Genomic DNA, 18,032 nt, shown 5'->3' on the forward strand with positions numbered 1-18,032 from the left:
TTGGTAGCGACACGCCGGTGTTAAGACACGCCATACCTGTTATGGTTCCTATGTCGAACGGGCGATGGGCGGCAGCATCTTGAGCGTGAAGCGGGTAAGCGGGTTGGTCCTTGGCGGATTGCGGCTGTGCCGTGTCGCCTTCCTGCTGGGACTTGTCGCCCTGCCCTCGCTGGTTCGCGCCGCGCCGGCGGACCGCTGGTCCGGCCTGGCGGAAACGGTGTTCCAGAATTACGGCCGTGACCAGGGCCTGCCCCATCCCGTGCCCACCGCCCTGGCGCAGGACCATGACGGCTTCATCTGGGTGGGAACCCAGGGCGGCCTCGCCCGCTGGGACGGCTACCGCTTCAAAAGTTACACGGCCAAGCAGGACGTGCCGGGCAGCCTGCCCAGCGACTTCATCAAAAGCCTGTTCATCGACCCCAAGGGACGGCTGTGGGTGGGCGCGAACAGCCTGGCGCTGTATGACGCCGCCGGCGATCGGTTCGAGACCATACCCCTGGGCGCCATCAATGGGCGGCCGGACATCGGAACCATCACCGACGACGGCGCCGGCGGATTGTGGATCGGCACCGACGACGGGCTGCGCCACCTGGACATCGACAGCCGGACGGTGACGGTGCTGCGCGCCGGGACGCCGGAGGCGGACGGGCTGCCCGCCGGCCGGGTGCAGGCGGTGTTGCGCGACGGCGCCGGTGGCCTGTGGGTGGGCACAGCGCAGGGCCTGGCCTACCGCAAGCCCGGCGGCACCGGCTTCACGGCCGTGCCGCTGGGCGAAACCGCGCAAACCAATGTCTCGGTCCTGTTCCAGGACGGGGAGGGGCGCATCTGGGTCGGCACCATCCGGTATGGCCTGTACGCCGTGGACCGGCCGGGCGCCGCGCCCCGGGCCGTCAACCCGGATGCCACCGACCTGACGGGCTGGATCTCCGCCATCTGCGCCTCGGGCCCGCATGAAATCTGGGTGGGCTTGCGCAACCGCAGCATCATCGCCATCGACACCCGGTCCGGCGCCATGCGCCCCATCCGCCATGACCGGGCCCAGCCCGCCAGCTTGGCCCACGACGACATCTGGGCCCTGCTGCGCGACAGCGCCGGATCGATCTGGGTGGGGGGCACCGGCGGCCTCAGCTATCACCCTCACGACGCCGGCCTGGTCGCCACCGTCTTCGGCGGCAGCCGGCGGGAAGGCTTGAGCGCCAGCGACGTGTTCGCCCTCCTGTCCGCGCGGGATGGCCGGGCCTGGCTGGGCTACTTCGACGGCGGCATCGATGTCATCGATCCGGCAGGGGGACGGGTGGCGGCGCTGCGCCCTGATCCCAACCGGCCGGAAGACGCCCTGCCGCCGGACATCGTCTTTTCCCTGGCGCAGGATGAGGCGGGCCGCGTCTACATCGCCACGCGGCGGGGCCTGTACCGCGCCGATGCGGCGGCCAGCGCCGTGCGTCGCGTCATCCTGCCCGGCGGCCGCGACCCGGCCGCCCCCACCATGTCGCTCATCGTCCGCGACGGCATGCTGTGGGTGGGTGGGGAAGAGGATGGGCTGCGCGGCTACACGCTGGACGGTCCCGGCGGCACGCCCGGCCGGCTGGTGTTCGGCGCCACCCCGGCCGACCAGGCCCGGTTGTCCGACCGCACCATCCGCGCCCTGCTGGCCGGCGCCGGGCATGACCTGTGGGTCGGGACGCGCAACGGCCTGAACCACGTCGACATCGCCACCGGCGCCGTGGAACGCATCCCCCCGGGCCCCGGCGATCCCCAGGGCCTGCCGGACCCCTATGTCAGCAGCCTGCTGGTGGACCGCCAGGGGCGCCTCTGGGTCGGCACCTTCGGCGGCGGCCTGGCGCTGATGACCGGCCGGGACGCCGGGGGCAAACCACGCTTCCGCCACTTTGGCCTGGCCCAGGGCATGCCCCACGCCAATGTCTGCAGCCTGGCGATGGACGGCGACGGCGTCATCTGGGCCGGCACCGACGACGGGCTGGCCCGCATCGATCCCGGCACGCTGGAGGTGCGGGCGGTGCGCCGCGCCGACGGTTCCGCCCTGGTCGACTATTTCGTGGGCGCCAGCGCCGCCACCCCGGCGGGGGAGGCGCTGTTCGGGTCCAAGGGCGGCATGACCGTGGTGCGCCCGGGCACCCTGCCCGCCTGGCGCTTTCCCGCCCCGGTGGTCATCACCGACCTGCGGGTGGGCGGCCACCCCGTGCCCGTGGCCCGGGTGAGTGCGACCGGCCCCCTGGTGCTGACGCCCGAGACCAACAGCCTGGCGGTGGAATTCGCCGCCCTGGACTACACCGCCCCCGGCCGCAACCGCTACGCCTATCGGCTGGAGGGTTACGACGCCGATTGGAACGAGGCGGACGTGAACCGCCGCCTGGCCGTCTACACCAACCTGCCGCCGGGCGATTACACCCTGCGCCTGCGGGGCAGCAATCGCGACGGCGTGTGGACGGAGCGGGACCTGACCCTGCCCCTGCGCGTGATGCCGGCCTGGTACCAGCGCCTGTGGCTGCGCCTGCTGGCGGTGGCGCTGGCGGTGGTGGCGGTGACGCTGCTGGTGCGCTGGCGCACCAGCTATCTGCGCCGGCGGCAGGCGGAACTCGAAAACCAGATCGCCGACCGCACCGCCGACCTGCGCGCCGCCAATGATCGCCTGACCCACCTGGCCACCACCGACCCACTGACCGGCTGCGCCAACCGCCGCCATTTCATGGAGCGGGCGCGCGACATGATCGCGCTGGCCAGCCGCCACGGCACGCCCCTGACCCTGGCCATCCTGGACCTGGACGAGTTCAAGCGCGTGAACGACACCCACGGCCACCCCGGCGGCGACGCCGTGCTGGCCCTCACGGGGCGCGTCATCGCCAGCCATGTGCGCTCCACCGACCTGGTGGGCCGCATCGGCGGTGAGGAGTTCGCGTTGCTGATGCCCCACACCGCCGCCCACGGCGCCCGCCTGCTGGCCGACCGCCTGCGCCAAGCCATCAGCGACGAATGCGTGGCGCTCGACGGCGGCGCCCAAATCCGCGTCACCGCCAGCCTGGGCCTGGCCGACCTGCGCGACGGCGAGGATCTGGATGCCCTCTACGTCCGCGCCGACGCCGCCCTCTACGTCGCCAAGCAATCCGGCCGCAACCGGGTGGAGATGACGCGCTCGGCGGAGTAAGCCAGGAGCGGCAACAGAAGGGCGTTAAGTATCCTTCATGTCGAGGTTCGCGCGCGATCGCCGCGTCCACGGCGCGCACTTAGCTCAGCCCAAAGCGATGGCGGAGCCAGTGAAGGGCAGGACCACCTCGTAGCCGGGCGGCGGCGGGGTGACCGGCGTGGCGGCGGCGGTGCCGAACTGGGTGATGCCCCGGCCGATGTGTCGCGCCAGGTCGTGGCGGGCCCCGGCGAAGTCGAACGGGATGCTGGCCACTAGGCGCGCGGAAAACACGTTGGTGCCGATAACCGGCGCGGGCGTGGCGCCAACGGTGACCGCGACCGTGGTACCCACCGCCAGGCTGGCGCGGCGAAACGTGGCGATGCGCTCTCCCTCCATGAACGAGGCGGGGTTGTCGAAGGTGGCCGCCGGCCGGCGTTGCAGGTACAGCGAGAACTCGCCCACCGGATCCAGCCCCAGGGTCAGCACACCGTTATCGACCCGCGCCGCCTTGAACGGCCGGGCGGCGAAGGTGAAGTGCGCGGCACTCTCCGACGGGGTGCCGTCGAACAGCGGCACCCCGTCGAACGGCAGGTGCAGGAAATAGCCATAGTCGGCCAGTTCCCCGTCCTTGGTGCCGTAGAAGCGGCCGGTGGCGTACCAGGCAAGCTCGGCGGGAAGCAGGGCGGTCATGGGCGGTCCTTCGGGGATGATCGCATCTGGGCCCAGCCTGGCACAGGCCTCGCTGGCCCGGAATCTCCCTTAACGAGATAATCCGGGCCAGCGTACCGCCTACCGGACCCTCCCGGCCGCGTTCTCCAGCGTCACCTTGGACAGCACCGCGGTGTCCGCCGTGGTCGGCAGATGGGAGACGAAGCCGATGCCGGCGTAGAAGGGCCCGGTCAGTTTCAGGGGGATGGGGGCGCCGTAGGGGTGCATGGGCTCCCCCTGTTCGCTGACCCACAGGGTGAAGGCGTCGCCCGTCTTTTCGATGCCGATGCGCTGGGGATGCAGGGTGACCAGGCCGCCGACGGCCTCGCCCTTCAAGGCGCCGCGGCTGCCCACCTTGTATTCCATGTCGACCATCTCGGCCCCCTTGGCGGGGCGCCAGGCGATATGGAACATGCCGGTGCCGTGCAGGCCCACCACCATCTCCGGCGCGTCGTCGTCCAGGCTCTGGCGGATGACCAGCAGGGCCTTGCGGTCGCCGTAGCCCACGGGGTTGGGGAACGTGACATCCGCCGCCAACGACACGTCGCCGGACATCTTCTTCCACAGGAAACGGAACTCGTCCCGGCCATACCACATGTTGTAGCCGGCCGAGGTGATGGTGTACCGGCCGTCCTGGAACGTCCCCTGCCCCGGCACCAGGGCGCCGCCCACGTCCGCCTGGCCGTCGAACAGGCCGATGGGCGTGTCCTCCACGCGCGACGGGCGGTGGAAGCCCGCCGGCGGCGCCACCTGGCGATGGCCGGGATAGTCGGGATAGGCCCAGTCCGGCGCCGTGGGTGCGCCCGGGGCGCTGTTGGCGGGCGAGGTGCCGGGCACCTCCTGCGCCGCCGCCGGAAGGGCGGCCATGAGGCAGGCGGCCAGCGCGATCATGCGATGGGTCATGTCATGCTTCCTGTTCTTGGAGGGCGCCGCTCACTTCTCGGGATCGGGCGCGCCGAAGGGGGTGCAGCAGGGTGTGCCGATGGCGTGCAGTTCCATCAGTTCCGCCCGGGTGCCGTCGGGATCGATCAAATTCATCTGCCACTTCGCGTCGCGCCCGATCTTGGGCAGGTTGTCCTGGCCCTTCAGGCGATCGCCGTTCCACAGCAGGGTGTAGGCGGCCTCCGCGTTGGGGATGGCCAGGGCGAAATGATTGAAGACGCCCAGCGTGGCCTGCGACAGGTCGGGCGGGATGCCCTTCGTGTCCGGCGTGCCCACCACCATGTATTCGATCCAGTCGCGGCTGTCCGGCAGCTGCAGGGAAATCCAGGTGGGCTTGTCATCCTCCATCCCGCCCGCCCAATAGGGATGGAAGCCCAGGACCTGCTGGTAGAAGCCGTCCTCCAGCGCCCGGTTATGGACGATGAAGCCGAAGTGCATCATGTGGCTGGACAGGGCGTTGGCCGGGATGGCGGGCGGCGTGGCCGGCGCCTGCATGAACTGCATCACCGTGCCCTCGGGATCGGTCACGTCGAACCAGCGGCTGCCGTCCGCCCCCTGCCGCACCTTGCCCGGCACGGCGACCTTCTTGGCGATCAGATAGTCGCGCATGGCGGCGACATCCGGCGTGTTGAAGGCGCCATGGGCCAGGCGGTTGATGCCCGTGTACCCGGCCGGCAGGGGCAGCACCTCCACGAACTGCGTGGGGCTGAAATAATAGCGCGCGCCGGCCGGGTCTTCCGGATCCGGCAGCTTGGTGGCGCCCAGGTCGTGGACGTAGAACGCCTCCGACTTCGCCATGTCCGCCGCGTAGATCGCCAGGTGCGAGACGGCGACGATGGGGGGCCGCGCCGGGGCGGCGGCCTGCGCCGGGGCGCACAGGCCGAAAAGCGCCAGCGCGCCGATCAAAGTCTTCTTCATGATTCCTCCCTGCTTTGTTTTGCGTCGAAAGATCAGACCTCCAGCGCCACCACCTCGTATTCGTCCAGGCTGGGCACGGTGAACTCCACCACCGCCCCCTCCTGCCGGAGGGGCAGCGGCTGGCCGGCGCGCAGCAGGGTCGCCTGCCGGATGGGCTTGGGTCCCCCTTGGTCAGGCGGCAGGGTCATGCGCACCGCCTGCGGCCCCAGCGGGCTCAAGGCGCGGGCGGCGCTGGCGCGGAAACCGGGGCTGGTGTGGTTGACCAGGTGCAGGGCGTAGCCCGGCTCCGTCTCCCAGCCGAACACCTCCACCAGGCCCGGGCCGCGCACGGTGATGGGCGGGGCCGGGGCCAGCCAGCGCAGGGCGTTGGTGACCAGGTCGCCAAGGTCGGCGGCGCCGGAACGCCAGTACCCGGCCTCCACATCCGCCGCCAGATAGACCAGCCGCGCCCCGCCCGCCTCGCGCACCGCGATGGTGGGCTGGTCGGTGTGCGGCTGGCGGCTGTAGACGCCCTCCGTCGGGTACCAGGGATACTGCGCCACGTGGGTCAGCAGGGGCGGACCCTCGATGGTGATGGGCACGCGGCAGCTGGAGCCCTGGATCCAGTCCGTCTCCTCGAACCCCGCCAGGATGGGATGGCGCCGTTCGATGCGCTGGATGGCGCTGGATCCGGGGAAGCGCGGCTGACTGGGCGTGGCCGCCTGGCCAAAGCTCTCACGCTTGCCGGCGCGGCGCATGCCGAACAGGGCGCCCAGGGCGAAATCGTCGCGGGGGCGTCCAGCCTCGTCGTACAGCCCGGTCTCGAAGGTCGCCAGCACGCTGCCGCCGGCCTTGGCGAAGGCCGTCACGGCGGCGGCCTGGGCGTCGCCCATCAGCGCGATGTTGGGCAGCACCAGGGTCTGGTAGCGGCTGAGCGTGGTGGCGGTCAGGTCGCGGTCCAGCACCACGTCGAAGGGGATGCGCGCCTCCGTCAGCAGCTGGTACATGCCCTGGACGGCGTCCAGCGTGTCCGTTCCCGCCGGCGGGTCGTACAGGCGGTTGCCGCGCTGGGAAACCACCAGGGCCACACTGGCGATGGAACGGCGGTTGTGGAAATGACGGTCGTTGGCGGCCTGCCAGGCCAGCACCTCCCGCCCCACCCTCTGCCAGCGCCGGTCCTCGATGAAGCCTTGCTGAAAGCCCAGCCAGTGGTAGTGCACCACGCCGCCCGCCGCCAGCGTCTGGTGGATGCGCGAGCGCACCTCCACCGCGTTGCCGGTGACGTTGCGCCAGCGGATGTCGCCGGCGATCTCATAGCCCGCCGTGATGTTGGTGACGGGCCGGTCCCCTGAGTTGCCGACGATGGCCTTGCCGATGCGCGTCTGCTGGCTGGCGTCCCAGGCGGGGGCGCCGATGCCGCCCCGGCCCTGGTTGTCGGCCATGAACCAGGGCGCGGTGGCGGCCAGCGCCGACAGGTCCAGGGTACCGCCACGAAAGCCGCCGCCCAGGTTGCCGGTGAAGATCAGCCGGGCGTCGTGCTTCTTCACCAGGGCGTCGTAGCGGGACCACAACTCCACCGCCCGCTTGAGGAAGGCGTCTTCGTACGCCCGGCTATGCGGGTCGCCGATGGTGCGGCAGATGGGGCAATAGCAGACGACGGCGTCCGGGCTGGGCCAGCCGTTGCTGTAGATGCCGTCGATGGGATAGCGGCTCAGCACCTCATCGAACAGCGCCGGCACGAAGGTGGTGTAATAGTCGCTGAACTGGCAGGTGGGCGCGAACTCCGACGAGGCCGATGGGTCGTCCGGCGACCCCACCAGGGAGCGGCGGACCAGCGCCCCGTCCTGGGTGCGGCAGAACCAGTCGGGATGCGTGTCCGCCAGCTGGCTTTTGGCGATGTCGATGCTGAAGCGGCCCATGACGCGGATGCCCCGCGCCTTGGCCGCCGCCACACACTCCCCGAACACGTCGCGGCCCTTCAGCCAGGCGCTGACCGGCAGGTCGGGCAACGCCGTGGGGTAGAAGGCCACCACGTTGGTGCCGCTGAGATAGGTCATCTGCGCCTGGCAGGAGGCCAGGTAGTCGACCCACGTCCCGACGTCGAAGGTCTCCGGATCGCGCTCGTTGAAATTGACGTGGACGATGCGCTTCATGCGCTGGTGCCACGCATCCGGCGGGTAGGCGGCGGGCCCGGGCGCGGCGAAGGCCGTCCCGGCGCCCTCTGTCCCAACGACGGCCAGCGCCGCCCCGGCCATCAGGGCGAACTCACGGCGGTTGGCTTCCATGGCCACCTCACTCCGCCACAGGAGTGGTGTCGGCCACGGTGAAGCCCGCCGTGGCGCCGGGAACGCCGGTGCCGGGCTGGCCACCGCCCACGGTCAGGGTGTAGGCGCCGCCGGCCACCACCCGGTCGCCCGCCTCCGTCACGCTGGACAGGTCGCGGGGGTCTAGGTCGAAGTGCACGGTCTTGGCCTCGCCCGGCGCCAGGTGGACGCGGGTGAAGGCGCGCAGCGCCCGGATGGGGGCGCCCGGAACCTGGGGGAAGCCCAGGTACAGCTGCACCACCTCATCCCCCGCCACCGCGCCGGCGTTGCGCACCTGGGCGTTCACGCCCAGTGTCTCACCCGCCTTCAGCGTGGCGGCCGACAGGGCCGGCGGGGTGTAGGCGAAGGTGGTGTAGCTCAGGCCGTGGCCGAAGGCGTACAGCGGCTTGCCGCTGAAGTAGCGGTAGGTCCGCCCCTTCATGCCGTAATCCTCGAAGGGCGGCAGGCCGTCCACGCCCTTGTAGAAGGTCACCGGCAGGCGGCCGGAGGGGTTGTTGGCGCCCGACAGGGTCTGCCCGATGGCGGTGCCGCCCTGCTCCCCCGGGTACCAGGCGTCGATGATGGCATCGACGTGGGCGGCGGCCCAGTTCACCGACAGGGCGGAGCCGTTCATCAGCACCAGGGCCATGGGCTTGCCCGTGGCCTTGACCGCCTTCAGCAGGGTCTCCTCCTCCGCCGGCATGTCCAGGCTGGTGCGGTCACCGCCCTTGAAGCCGGGGACGGTCACCGTCATCTCCTCCCCCTCCAGGGCGGAACTGATGCCGGCCACGGCCACCACCAGGTCGGCCGACTTGGCGGCGGCGACGGCGCGGTTCAGCGGATCGGTCACCACCGGGTTCCACACCAGGCGGATGACGGGTCCCTTGGCCGGCGTCTGGTCGATGCGGATGGCGTAGCGGCGCCCGGCCTCGAAATGCAGGGCCTTCATCTGCGGTGTGCGCTGGCGATCGCCGTTCTTCACCGCCTCGGCCCCTTCCACCCACAAGGTGGCGTTGGCGCCGCTGAGGCCGATGTTGTACTCGCCCGTCGCCGGCACGGTGACGAAGCCGGTCCAGCGGGCGGAGATGGCGGGGCCCTCCACCACCGGGGTCATGTCGCGGTCCAGGTTCAGGGTGCCGTCGGTGCGGGTCACGGCCGGCGCGCCGCTGAAGTCGCGGTTGCCCCAATATTCACCCTTCAGGCCCGGCGTGCCGTCCGGCCCGCTGAGCGCGCTGGCCGGGATGGTGGAGGCCCCGCGCAGGAAGTTGCTGCCCGGCTCATAGACGATCTGGGCGTTGGGGAAGGCGGCGCGGATGCCGTCCAGCGCCGTAACCGGGTGGATGGGCTGACCGTTGTAGTTGCCCAGCAGCACATCGACCTGATCGGCCAGCGGGCCCACCACGACGATCTTCCTCACCGTCGGCTTCACCGGCAGCGCGCCGTTGTTCTTCAGCAGCACCATGGACTCGTTGGCCAGGCGCAAGGCCAGCGCCACATGCGCCGGCGCGTTCAGTTGCGCGTCATCCACCTGGGCATAGGGCACGCTGGCCGGCGGATCGAACAGGCCCAGGCGCATGCGGGCGGTGAACAGGCGGCGCAGGCTGGCGTCCACCTCCTCCCGCGTCACCAGCCCCTGGGTGATGGCGTCGCGGTAGAGATCAAAATCATCCGGCTCGTCCGGCGGCCGGTTGTATTGGGTGCAGTCATTGTCCACGCCGCGCTTCAGCGACACGGCCGCCGCCTCCGCCAGGGTCTTGGTGTAATGGTGGCCACGCTGGATGTCGGCGATGGCGTCGCAGTCGGACACGACGTAGCCCTTGAAGCCCCAGCGCTTGCGCAACTGGTCGTTCAACAGGAAATCGCTGGCGCAGGCCGGCTGCCCGTTCACGCGGTTGTAGGCGCACATGACCGAGGCCACCTTGCCCGCCGTCACCAGCTCGCGGAAGGCCGGCAGGTAGGTATCCTCCATGTCATGCCGGCTGGCGGCCACGTCCACCTCGTGGCGCGTCGGCTCCGGCCCGCTGTGCACGGCGTAGTGCTTGGCGGTGGCGATCACCCGGTAATACTTGGGGTCATCGCCCTGCATGCCCTGGACGAAGGCGGCGCCCAGCTTGCCGGTCAGGTAGGGGTCCTCGCCATAGGTCTCCTGCCCCCGGCCCCAGCGCGGGTCGCGGAAGATGTTGATGTTGGGCGACCAGAAATCCAGGCCCTGGTAGATGCGGTGCTCCGCCCCCGCCTTCTCCACGCGGTTGAACTTGACCCGCGCCTCCGTGCCGATGGCCACCCCCATCTGACGGATGGCCTCGGGATCGAAGGTGGCGGCCAAGCCGATGGGCTCGGGGAACACCGTGGCCTCGCCGTTGCGGGCCACGCCGTGCAGCGCCTCGCTCCACCAGTTGTAGGCGGGGATGTTCAGGCGCGGGATGGCCCGGGCCTGGTTGGTCAGCTGCGCGGCCTTCTCCTCCGGGGTCAGGCGGCTGATCAAATCATCCACCCGGCGCTCCACCGGCAGGCTGGGGTCGAGGTAGGGCGGCTTGGCCGCCGCCTGCTGCGCTTGCGCGCTACCCACCGATCCGATGCCCGCCAGCCCCATGGCCGCCAGCACAGCGGCGCCAAACACGGAACGACCCATCCGCCCCTCCCATTGTTAGCGTTATCATTTCAAGTCCGGGACGGCCGTTGGGATACGCCCACCCCATGAAGACAAACGTACTTCACAAATCGCCGGTCAGGCCGGCACGTCGACCGTGGTGGCCGGGTCGGCGGCGCGGCGGTAGCCGAAGGCGGTGGACACGGTGGCGCCGCCCTGGGCGACCGAGTCCAGGATGGCCTTCATCAACCGCATGTCCTGCAGGCCTTCCTCGCCGGTGGAAACCAGGGGCGCCTTGCCGCGCACCACGTCGGCCATCCAGTCCATCTCGCGCGCGAACTGGTCGATCTCGTGGATCGCCTGCACCTGCGACCGGTACCCGCTCTGCACCGTCAGGCGGTTGCCGTTGTAGAAGGCGCCGGGGTCCGCCACCAGCCGCCCCTGCGCGCACTCCACCTGGTAGGACATGGTGGGGGCGTAGTCGAAACTGGTGGACCCGTTGGCGATGGCGCCGCTGGGGAAGCGGAACTGCCAGGCGATCAGGTCCTCCACCTCGCGAAAACGCGGATCCTTGCGGTCGGTCTGGGCCCAGGCGCGCACCTCCACCGGCTCCTCGTTCAGCAGGTAGCGGGCGCCGTTGATGCCGTAGATGCCCATGTCGGCCAAAGCGCCGCCGCCGGACATCTTCATATCCAGCCGCCACACGTCCGCCGGATCACTGAGCGAGGCCTGGCGTCCCATTTGCGTGACCACCATGCGGGGCTTGCCCAGCTTGCCCGAGCGGATCAGGCGCATGGCGGCCAGGTTCAGCGGCTCATAATGGCAGCGATAGGCGATCATCAGCTTGCGGTCGGCGGCCTTGGCGGCGGCGATCATCGCCTCCGCGTCAGCCACGCTGGTCGCCATGGGCTTCTCGCACAGCACATGCTTGCCGGCCTTCAGCGCGCGGATGGTGAACTCCGCGTGCAGGGCATTGGGCAGGACGATGTAGACGACCTGGATGCGCGGGTCGTCCACGATGCGGTCGTAGGTCTCGTAGGTATAGATCGCGTCCTTGGCCACGCCGTATTTGGCGGCGAGTCGCGTGGCCTTGTCAGGGTGACCGCTGACCAGGGCGGTCAATGCCGCCCGCTTGGCATTGCGGAAACCGGGCAGGATCTGCCCCTGCGACAAGCTGCCCAGGCCGACGACGGCGAAGCCCACCCCCTCCCCCTCCGCCGGACCGGCGGCGGGTGACGCGAAGGCCGGGCGCATCAGCAGCGTGCCGGCGCCGACGGCGCCCAACCCCATGAGAAGACGGCGGGAAATCCCGTTTTCGCCGGTGCCCGAACCGCCATCGGTCGCGGCGCTGTCGAGGGAAACGGGGTCGGTTTCGGCCGCCGGAATGCGCGCAGGCATTCCCGGCCCTGTCCTCCGGACGCTCATTGTTCCTCCCGGTTTTTATGTTACCGTTATCAGAGACTCATACGCCGATTGCCCCGCGTTGAAAAGGGACCGGCTGGCGGCATCCCTTGCCCCGGCCAGCCACCTCCCCTCGACGCGGCCTTCGCGCCCAAGTCGCACAAGAATAAAACCGGGAGGAAAATCATGACCCTATCCCTGAACCGCCGCGCCTTGCTGGGGGCCGGCGCCGCCGCCGTCGCCGCCCCCTATTTCTGGGTTCCCGCCCGCGCGGACGACGGCGTCTGGTTCACCCAGACGGTGGGACCGTTCGTGGAGGTGGAGACGTCGGCCGGCCGACTCCGGGGCGGGCACGACCGCGGCGCCCTGGCCTTCAAGGGCATCCCCTACGCTGGCTCGGTCTCGGGCAAGAACCGGTTCAAGGCCCCGCCCAAGGTCACGCCATGGACAGGGGTGCGCGACGCCACCCGCCTGGGTCCGCCCGCCATGCAGGGCCCCGGCACCACCTATGGGGAGCATGAACCGGCCTACAGCGAAGACTGCCTGGTGTTGAACGTCTGGACCCCGGCCGTGAACGACGGGGCCAAGCGGCCGGTCATGGTCTATTGCCACGGCGGCGGCTTCACCACCGGCAGCGGCGGCCAGCGCATCCAGGACGGCGCCCGCCTGGCCGCCACCTATGACGTGGTGGTGGTGGCGACCAACCACCGCCTGGGCCTGCTCGGCTATCTCTACCTGGGCGACCTGGGCGGGGCGGACTACGCCGCCTCCGGCAACCAGGGCATCCTGGACATCATCGCCGCCCTGGGCTGGGTGAAGGAGAACATCGCCACCTTCGGCGGCGACCCTGGCAACGTCATGGTGTTCGGCGAGTCCGGCGGCAGCGCCAAGACCTGCGCCATCATGGGCATGCCCACCGCCCAGGGCCTGTTCCACAAGGCCGGGATGCAGAGCGGCCCCATGCTGCGCGGCCTGCCTAAGGACGTGGCGACGGAGACGGCGCGCCGTGTGCTGGCCGCCTTCGACATTCATCCCAAGGATTTCGCCAAGCTGCACGACGTGCCGGCGCAGAAATTCATCGACCTGCAACTGGCGGCGGAGAAGGGCCAGGGCCCCCTGACCGTGGCGACGAAGGAATGGCAGGCCGGCCACCCCGCGCCCAAGCCCAGCCTGGCGGCCAACCGCGCCCCCAAGCCCGGCGCCTGGGGCCCCGTGGTGGACGGCACCGTCCTGCCCGCCCACCCCTTCGATCCGGCGGCGCCCGCCATGGTGGCCAACGTGCCGCTGCTGATCGGCAACATGCGGGACGAAGCCGCCTTCTTCGAGCGCGACCATCCGGAGTTCTTCCACATGGACGCGGCCGCCCTGACCGCCCGCGCCCGGCAGGCCTTCGGCGCGGACGCCGAGCGCATCCTGGCCACCTACCGGCGGACCCGCCCCAGCGCCACCCCGGTGGAACAGGGCATCGCCATCGAGACCGCCCTGTCCATGGGCGCCGGCACCGCCACCCTGGCCGACCGCAAGGCGGCGCAACCGGCCCCCGTCTATCGCTACCGCAACGACTTCCAGTCCAACGTCCCCATCAAGGGCACCGACTGGACCCTGCGGGCCGGCCACGCCATCGACATCTCCATCACCTTCCTGAACACGGAGATGCCGGACCTGCAGGGTGACGGCCCCGGCCTGGTGGAGACCGCCAAGGCCGTCAGCGGCTATTTCACCAGCTTCGCCCGCGACGGTGTGCCCAGCGCCGCCGGCCAGCCGGCCTGGCCCCGCTACGACACCAAGGACCGCGCCGTCATGCTGCTGAACAGCCAGTGCCAGGTGGCCCTGGATCCGGATGGGCAGGAGCGGGAGATGTGGCAGGCGCTGGGCGTGTAACCAGCCGTCCGCCTCAAGCGCTGGGGAAATCGGCGGACAGCGCCCGGTCGCGCTGGCCCTCGATTTCCGCCAGCCGCTGGCGCAGCCGCGCCACCACGGCGTCCTGCCCCCAGGCACCCAGCACCACGTGGCGCGGCGGCGTGGCCTGCTGCGTGATCTCGATCATGATGTCGCTCGCCCGCACCGGGTCGCCGGCCTGGTTGCCACTGATGTCCTTGGTGGCGGCCAGGCGTTTGGCCGCCGTGTCGGCGTAATCGGGGATGCGGCTGGCCGTCTGACGCAGGGAGCGGCCGGCCCAGTCGGTGCGGAAGGGTCCCGGCTCGACACAAGTGACGCCGATGCCCAGCGGCTCAACCTCCGCCCGCAGGCTGTCGGACCAGCCCTCCACCGCGTGCTTGGACGCGGCGTAGTACCCGGAACCGGGGTAACCCACCAGGCCCGCGACCGAGGTGATGTTGAGGATATGCCCGCCGCCCTGCGCCCGCATGAGGGGCAGCACCGCCCGCGTCATGGCGAACAGGCCGAAGACGTTGGTGTCGAACTGGGCGCGGATTTCAGCCTCCACCCCCTCTTCGATCGCGCTCTGGTAACCATAGCCCGCGTTGTTCACCAGCACGTCGATGCGGCCGAACCGCTCTTGCGCCGCCGCCACCACGGCGTCGATCTGGTCGTACCGGGTGACGTCCAGCGCCGCCGGCATGGCCCGGTCATCCGCCGTCGCCACAATGTCGATCACCTGGGCGGCGTCGCGCGCCGTGACCACCACCCGCCATCCCCGCTCCAGCACCCGCTGGGCCAGGATGCGGCCGAAGCCGGTGGAACAGCCGGTGATGAGCCAGACGGGAGTTTCCGAGGCGGGGGTGGGGGTATCGGCCATGAACGTCGCTCCGGAATGGGATCGCTACCAGAAGGCTTCACCCTACGGCAGCGCCCCCGTTCCCGTCCAACCGGCAAGGCGACATAGGCCTGTGGCATGTCGTTGCCTTCGGGGCCGCGCCGTGGACTTACCCTATCCGGCCGACAAGATCGTGGGTGGATAGGCTGGGATTGCTTCCACACGCCGCGCCGGGCTTGGGGCAGCCGTCAAGGCGGCGCATTCATTTGCCATCGGGCCACTGACGGCCGGGATCACACCTTGGCGTCCAGGAAGGCGCGAATGGCGGCCACGGTCGCCGCCGGCTGTTCCTCCATCAGCCAATGGCCGGACTGGGGGATGACCAGTTCCTGGACGGTGCTGGCGGCGGCGCGCGCCACCACCGCCATGGTGGGCCCGAAGGAATGGTCGCCACCGATGGCCAGGACCGGCATGGTGAGCGGCCCCTGGGCCAGGAAGGCCTGGTTGTCCTTCGCGTCCTGGTCGAAGGCCTTGAATTGCTCGAACCCGGCATGCATGGCGCCGGGACGGGCATAGAGGGCGGCGTAGTGCTGGCGCGACGCCTCGTCGAACCGGCGCGGATCGGCGGAGAACTCATTCCAGAAGCGGTCGAGATAGATGCGCTCCCGCCCCGCCACCAGCCGCTCCATATCCGGCCCGCCGAAACGGAAATGCCAAAGTAACGGGCTTTTCAGGATCTCGTCCCAGGGACCGACGCCGGGAATGGGCGCGTCCATCAGCACGAAACGCGTGACGCGGTCCCGGTTCTCCGCCGCGAAGGCGTAGCCCACCATGTTGCCGATGTCGTGGGTGACCAGGTCGACCTTGCCGATGCCCAGCGCGTCCAGCATGCCCGCGATGTCCTGGCCCTGCGTCTTCTTGTCGAAACCGCCGGTGGCCCGCGCGGACAGGCCCATGCCGCGCAGATCGGGCACGATCACGGTGTGGTCGCGCATCAGGTCGGCGGCCAGCGGCGCCCACATGTCGCCAGTCTCGCCGTAGCCATGCACCAGGACGACGGCGGGGCCGCTGCCGCAAACGCGGACGTGAAGGGTGGTGCCGTTGGTCGGAACCTCCCGCGCGTGGCATGTGGACGGGAACGGCATGACCTTGGCGCCGGCGGCACCAACGCTCAGGCACCATAAGGCGGCCACACTCGCGGCAAGCAATCTCAGCATGGGGACGGTCCTCGCGAAACCGAGGGGCCCGAACCCCTCGCCTGATTGTTTCGCCATCCCTATACCGTCTTGGGGCACCTTTGATTGTAGATGCATGTCCCGTTTGGACGATGCCGGAGGTTTTTGTTGGCGGGGCCGGCGGCCAGGGACAGGGCCGTCATGAGACGGCCGCCCGTCCCTGCCGGCGCAGGAAAAGGATCTGGGCGGCCAGGCCGATGACCAGCACGGCGAAAAGGCCCGCCTGGGCGCCGAGCAAAAGCGGCGACTTCAGGTCGGTGACCAGGGGATGGCCATCCGGGACGCGGCGCAGGGTTTCGCTGACCGTCGGCACCATCAGCAGGAAGGCCGTCAGGCTGAGGAAAATCGTCTCCAGATACCTGCCGGCGCGCCCCAGGCCGGGGACGCGGCCGACCCCATACCCGGCAAGCAACAGCAGGATGGTCACCACCGCGATGCCGTAGCTGACAGACTGGTGGGCGACCAGGAACACCGTGACGCCCCCGATCAGCATCGACACGAAATAGACGGCGCCGGGTCCCGACCGCGGCACGATCCGCCCATGGCGGATGAACATGTACAGGGCCAGCGGAATGGCGGGCAGGCTGCCGAGCGTGTGCACCCAGCCCAAGGGCGAAATTCCAAACATGTCGATCTCCAAGAGGTTCGGAAAAGAAGCGGCTGATATCAAAAACATCCGACTAGTAGGTAGGTATCTTAGGTGCGCGGCGATGCCGCCCGGTATGAGGGCGGCATCCCTATCGGGCGGAAAGCCGGTCAAGCAGGGGTGTCGTGATGACCCCGAACATCTTTGGGTCGTCATAGGCCCGTGCGGAGAGCATGGCCCCATGGACGGCGGCCATGAACGCCTCCGCCTCCGCCCGTGGGGTGCCGCTGAGACGGAGCAGCCCCTGCTGCGTCCCCCGCTCGAACACCGAGGTCAGCCAGGCCGACAGGAAGCGGAAATGGGCCCTGACCTCCAGCGCCACCTCTTCCGGCAGGATGGGCAACTCGCTGGCCAGCAGGGCGCAAATGCAGAAGGACGCGCTGGCGTCGGTGATGCACCCCTCCCAATATCCCGTATAGGCGCGGAGCTGCCCCAGCGGGTCGGAGACATGGCGCTCCAGCTCCGCGATTCCGGTGCGGGCCTCTTCGCGATAGCGGGCGATCAACGTCCGGACCAGATCCACCTTGTTGGGGAAATGGTGGTGGATGCTGGCCTTGCGGATGCCGACGACGGCGGCGATATCGGCGTAGCTGAAGCCGTTATAGCCACCCGCCATGACCAGCGACCGCGCGCAGGCCAAAATCTCATCAGCGGTGGAGGATGGAGTGCTCATGCGCGAAACCTACCTTCTAGTAGGTTGTTCGTCAAGCCCTGCGGTGGCGCCTTTCGGCTTTCCCGCTTTCGCCCGCCCCCGGCCTCCTCAGTCCCCTGACGCGGCGGTGAAAACCGCCAGCTGGGCGGCGAAGGCACGCTGGTAGGCCGGACGCGCCTCGCCCCGGGCGACATAGGCGGCGAGGTTGGGATACTCACCCAGGATGCCGGTGGCCTTCACCCGAAGCAGCACGGACACCATCAGCAGGTCGCCGGCGGTGAACCCGCCGTCCAGCCAATCGGCATCGCGCAGGTGGTTGGAGAGTTCCTCCAGTCGCCGGCGGATGGCGTCCTTAACCATGGCCCGGCGTTCCTCGAACCAGCTTTTGTCCCGCTCCAGAAACAGGACGGTCTGGAGGTCCAGGATGGGCGGCTCGACCGTGTTGAGGGCCGCGAACATCCAGCTGATCGCCCGCGCCCGGGCGGCGGGATCCCGTGGCAGCAGGCCGGCGTGGCCTTCCGCGATATGGAAGACGATCGCCCCGGACTCGAACAGCGCGAGATCGCCCTCCTCATAGGTGGGAATTTGGCCGAAGGGATGCAGCGCGCGGTGCGCGGGTTCCTTCATGGCGCTGAATGACAGGAGCCGGACATCGTACCGCCGTCCCGCCTCCTCCAGCGCCCAGCGCACGCGCATGTCCCGCGCCAGGCCGCGGCCGCGATCGGGCGACCGCTCAAAGGCGGTGATGGTGGGATTGGTGGGATTCACGGGACAACCTCCCCTGCGATTGTACGATATCT

General features: G+C 69.8%; 13 protein-coding genes. 2 read left to right on the plus strand and 11 right to left on the minus strand.

The genetic code is table 11. The features are described from left to right. The first annotated feature begins 64 nt into the window (after positions 1-64). On the plus strand, positions 65-3,163 hold the full coding sequence (locus tag UAJ10_RS19165; RefSeq protein WP_322916793.1) for a ligand-binding sensor domain-containing diguanylate cyclase: 3,099 nt from the start codon (positions 65-67) through the stop codon (positions 3,161-3,163). 84 nt (positions 3,164-3,247) lie between these two features. Here UAJ10_RS19165 and UAJ10_RS19170 read toward each other — a convergent pair whose 3' ends face one another. The 6 genes from UAJ10_RS19170 to UAJ10_RS19195 form a co-directional block, all read right to left on the minus strand. Then, positions 3,248-3,832: a hypothetical protein gene (locus UAJ10_RS19170; RefSeq protein WP_322916794.1), complete on the minus strand. Its 585-nt coding sequence runs from the start codon at positions 3,830-3,832 to the stop codon at positions 3,248-3,250. A gap of 99 nt (positions 3,833-3,931) precedes the next feature. After that, complete coding sequence (locus UAJ10_RS19175; RefSeq protein ID WP_322916795.1) at positions 3,932-4,753, minus strand: biopolymer transporter Tol; 822 nt, start codon at positions 4,751-4,753, stop codon at positions 3,932-3,934. A 30-nt stretch (positions 4,754-4,783) separates the two neighbouring features. Beyond that, positions 4,784-5,710: a VOC family protein gene (locus tag UAJ10_RS19180; protein WP_322916796.1), complete on the minus strand. Its 927-nt coding sequence runs from the start codon at positions 5,708-5,710 to the stop codon at positions 4,784-4,786. Between the two features lie 32 nt (positions 5,711-5,742). Continuing rightward, positions 5,743-7,974, minus strand: coding sequence for an alpha-amylase family protein (locus UAJ10_RS19185; protein ID WP_322916797.1), 2,232 nt, complete (start codon positions 7,972-7,974; stop codon positions 5,743-5,745). Between the two features lie 7 nt (positions 7,975-7,981). Next, positions 7,982-10,624, minus strand: a complete 2,643-nt coding sequence (locus UAJ10_RS19190) for a glycoside hydrolase family 3 C-terminal domain-containing protein (RefSeq protein ID WP_322916798.1) — start codon at positions 10,622-10,624, stop codon at positions 7,982-7,984. Positions 10,625-10,720: 96 nt separating this feature from the next. Further along, on the minus strand, positions 10,721-11,980 hold the full coding sequence (locus tag UAJ10_RS19195) for a Gfo/Idh/MocA family protein (RefSeq protein WP_322916799.1): 1,260 nt from the start codon (positions 11,978-11,980) through the stop codon (positions 10,721-10,723). A gap of 189 nt (positions 11,981-12,169) precedes the next feature. Here UAJ10_RS19195 and UAJ10_RS19200 point away from each other — a divergent pair, with 189 nt between their 5' ends. Beyond that, positions 12,170-13,864, plus strand: a complete 1,695-nt coding sequence (locus tag UAJ10_RS19200; protein WP_322916800.1) for a carboxylesterase/lipase family protein — start codon at positions 12,170-12,172, stop codon at positions 13,862-13,864. A 13-nt stretch (positions 13,865-13,877) separates the two neighbouring features. On the opposite strand, the gene UAJ10_RS19205 is transcribed toward UAJ10_RS19200, so the two are convergent. From UAJ10_RS19205 to UAJ10_RS19225, 5 genes are all read right to left on the minus strand, one after another. Continuing rightward, positions 13,878-14,741: an oxidoreductase gene (locus UAJ10_RS19205; protein ID WP_322916801.1), complete on the minus strand. Its 864-nt coding sequence runs from the start codon at positions 14,739-14,741 to the stop codon at positions 13,878-13,880. A 251-nt stretch (positions 14,742-14,992) separates the two neighbouring features. After that, entirely contained in the window at positions 14,993-15,916 is a 924-nt protein-coding gene (locus tag UAJ10_RS19210; RefSeq protein WP_322916802.1) for an alpha/beta fold hydrolase, read from the minus strand. Between the two features lie 157 nt (positions 15,917-16,073). After that, on the minus strand, positions 16,074-16,562 hold the full coding sequence (locus UAJ10_RS19215; protein WP_322916803.1) for a hypothetical protein: 489 nt from the start codon (positions 16,560-16,562) through the stop codon (positions 16,074-16,076). Between the two features lie 109 nt (positions 16,563-16,671). Beyond that, positions 16,672-17,253 (minus strand): TetR/AcrR family transcriptional regulator, encoded by a 582-nt coding sequence (locus tag UAJ10_RS19220; RefSeq protein ID WP_322916804.1) that lies wholly within the window; start codon positions 17,251-17,253, stop codon positions 16,672-16,674. A gap of 87 nt (positions 17,254-17,340) precedes the next feature. Continuing rightward, positions 17,341-18,000 carry a glutathione S-transferase family protein gene (locus UAJ10_RS19225; RefSeq protein ID WP_322916805.1) on the minus strand — a complete coding sequence of 220 codons (660 nt, stop codon included), beginning with the start codon at positions 17,998-18,000 and terminating at the stop codon, positions 17,341-17,343. Positions 18,001-18,032: the final 32 nt, after the last annotated feature.

The sequence above is a fragment of the Nitrospirillum guaranorum genome (assembly GCF_034653275.1).
Lineage (GTDB): Bacteria > Pseudomonadota > Alphaproteobacteria > Azospirillales > Azospirillaceae > Nitrospirillum.

What these genes read in the sequence shown, in the direction of transcription:
- UAJ10_RS19165 (WP_322916793.1), top strand. Translation starts at nt 65, where the DNA reads ATGGGCGGCAGCATCTTGAGCGTGAAGCGGGTAAGCGGGTTGGTCCTT.
- UAJ10_RS19170 (WP_322916794.1), bottom strand. Translation starts at nt 3,832, where the DNA reads ATGACCGCCCTGCTTCCCGCCGAGCTTGCCTGGTACGCCACCGGCCGC.
- UAJ10_RS19175 (WP_322916795.1), bottom strand. Translation starts at nt 4,753, where the DNA reads ATGACCCATCGCATGATCGCGCTGGCCGCCTGCCTCATGGCCGCCCTT.
- UAJ10_RS19180 (WP_322916796.1), bottom strand. Translation starts at nt 5,710, where the DNA reads ATGAAGAAGACTTTGATCGGCGCGCTGGCGCTTTTCGGCCTGTGCGCC.
- UAJ10_RS19185 (WP_322916797.1), bottom strand. Translation starts at nt 7,974, where the DNA reads ATGGAAGCCAACCGCCGTGAGTTCGCCCTGATGGCCGGGGCGGCGCTG.
- UAJ10_RS19190 (WP_322916798.1), bottom strand. Translation starts at nt 10,624, where the DNA reads ATGGGTCGTTCCGTGTTTGGCGCCGCTGTGCTGGCGGCCATGGGGCTG.
- UAJ10_RS19195 (WP_322916799.1), bottom strand. Translation starts at nt 11,980, where the DNA reads ATGCCTGCGCGCATTCCGGCGGCCGAAACCGACCCCGTTTCCCTCGAC.
- UAJ10_RS19200 (WP_322916800.1), top strand. Translation starts at nt 12,170, where the DNA reads ATGACCCTATCCCTGAACCGCCGCGCCTTGCTGGGGGCCGGCGCCGCC.
- UAJ10_RS19205 (WP_322916801.1), bottom strand. Translation starts at nt 14,741, where the DNA reads ATGGCCGATACCCCCACCCCCGCCTCGGAAACTCCCGTCTGGCTCATC.
- UAJ10_RS19210 (WP_322916802.1), bottom strand. Translation starts at nt 15,916, where the DNA reads ATGCTGAGATTGCTTGCCGCGAGTGTGGCCGCCTTATGGTGCCTGAGC.
- UAJ10_RS19215 (WP_322916803.1), bottom strand. Translation starts at nt 16,562, where the DNA reads ATGTTTGGAATTTCGCCCTTGGGCTGGGTGCACACGCTCGGCAGCCTG.
- UAJ10_RS19220 (WP_322916804.1), bottom strand. Translation starts at nt 17,253, where the DNA reads ATGAGCACTCCATCCTCCACCGCTGATGAGATTTTGGCCTGCGCGCGG.